At 66.2% G+C, this 1,662-nt stretch carries 2 protein-coding genes; both read left to right on the plus strand.

The window, feature by feature from the left end; all coding sequences use genetic code 11:
* The first annotated feature begins 104 nt into the window (after positions 1–104).
* Positions 105–650 (plus strand): NADP oxidoreductase, encoded by a 546-nt coding sequence (locus tag I6U14_RS09065; RefSeq protein WP_296898634.1) that lies wholly within the window; start codon positions 105–107, stop codon positions 648–650.
* A 19-nt stretch (positions 651–669) separates the two neighbouring features.
* The coding region (locus I6U14_RS09070) for a nickel-dependent hydrogenase large subunit (protein WP_296898636.1) at positions 670–1,662 on the plus strand (993 nt) is incomplete at its 3' end.

Here is a 1,662-nt window from a genome sequence, read left to right on the forward strand (position 1 = left end):
CTCTCGGTCCCCACCGGCGCGCCCCTGTTCCGCCTGGCCCCTGGTCGCGCCCAGGCCTTGGCCGACGCCCCCGCGCTCCCGACCCCTCAGCCGGAGGGCGAGCCATGAACGCGCCGCGCAAGTTCAAGGTGGCAACGGCATCCCTCGCCGGCTGCTTCGGCTGCCATACATCGTTCGTCGACATCGACGAGCGATTCTTCGATCTCATCGAGCGCATCGAATTCGACCGCTCGCCGTTGACCGATATCAAGCACTGCGATCCCTGCGACATCGGCCTGCTCGAGGGCGGCATCTGCAACGCCGAGAACGTGGAGGTGCTGCGGGAGTTTCGCGAGAACTGCAAGATCCTGGTGGCCATGGGCGCCTGCGCCATCAACGGGGGGCTGCCGGCGGAGCGCAATCGGATCAATCTCGCCGAGCTCTTCGAGGAGGTCTATGTCACGGAGGAGACCGTCGATGCGGGTTTGATTCCGAACGACCCCGAGCTGCCGTTGCTGCTGGACAAGGTCTACCCGCTGCACGAGGTGGTGCAGATCGACTATTTCCTGCCGGGCTGTCCGCCCCCGGCGGATGCCTTCTGGAAGCTCCTGACCGATCTGCTCGACGGGCGCACGCCGCGGCTCGGCTTCGGGCTGATGCATTACGACTAACCAACGGGAGTGCCAACCCATGGCCTCGACTCTGGACACCGCCGACCTGGAAACCGCCGCCGACCCCAAGGCGCTGCGTCGTGTCGTTATCGAGCCGCTGTCGCGGGTGGAAGGGCACGGCAAGGTCACGATCCTGCTCGACCAGGACGATCATGTGCGCCAAGTCCGGCTGCACATCGTGGAATTCCGCGGCTTCGAGCGCTTCATCCAGGGCCGGCCCTACTGGGAGGTGCCGGTGCTGGTGCAGCGGATCTGCGGCATCTGCCCGGTCGCCCATCAGATCGCCTCGTCCAAGGCGATGGACATGATGCTGGGCATCGAGCGCCTCACGCCGACCGCGGAGAAGATCCGTCGGCTGATGCACTATGGCCAGATCCTGCAGTCCAATTCGCTGCACTTCTTCCACTTCGCCACGCCGGACCTGCTGTTCGGCTTCGACTCCGACCGGGCCAAGCGCAACATCGTCGGCGTCGCCGCCGAGCACCCCGACATCGCGCGCAAGGGCGTGCTGCTGCGCAAGTTCGGTCAGGAGGTCATCCGCCTCACCTCCGGCAAGCGCGTCCACGGCACCGGCGCCATCCCGGGCGGCGTCAACAAGTCACTGACGCCTGAGGAGCGCGACAGCCTGCTCGCGGATGTCTACAAGGTCATCGAGTGGGCGCGCGAGGCGGTGGCCCTGGCCAAACGGCTGCAGATGACGAATGCCGCGCTGTACAACAGCTTCGCGGCGTTCCGCTCCAACATGCTGAGCATCGTCGCGGCGGATGGCTCGCTCGACATGTACCACGGCAATCTCCGCGCCCGGGATGCGTCCGGACAGATCATCCTGGACGACGTGGATTATCGCCGCTACGACGACTACATCGAGCTCAGTGTCAAGCCCTGGACCTACCTGAAGTTTCCCTTCCTGCGCTCGCTGGGCCGGGAGGACGGCTGGTACAAGGTCGGCCCGCTGTCCCGGGTCCAGACCTGCGACGCGATCCCGCCGCCCTTCGCCCAGCCCGATCGCCAG

The organism is Thiohalocapsa sp. (genome assembly GCF_019695415.1).
GTDB lineage: Bacteria > Pseudomonadota > Gammaproteobacteria > Chromatiales > Chromatiaceae > Thiohalocapsa.

Bases quoted from the DNA above. Each gene is read 5' to 3' on its own strand.
- I6U14_RS09065 (WP_296898634.1), top strand. From the start codon at position 105: ATGAACGCGCCGCGCAAGTTCAAGGTGGCAACGGCATCCCTCGCCGGC.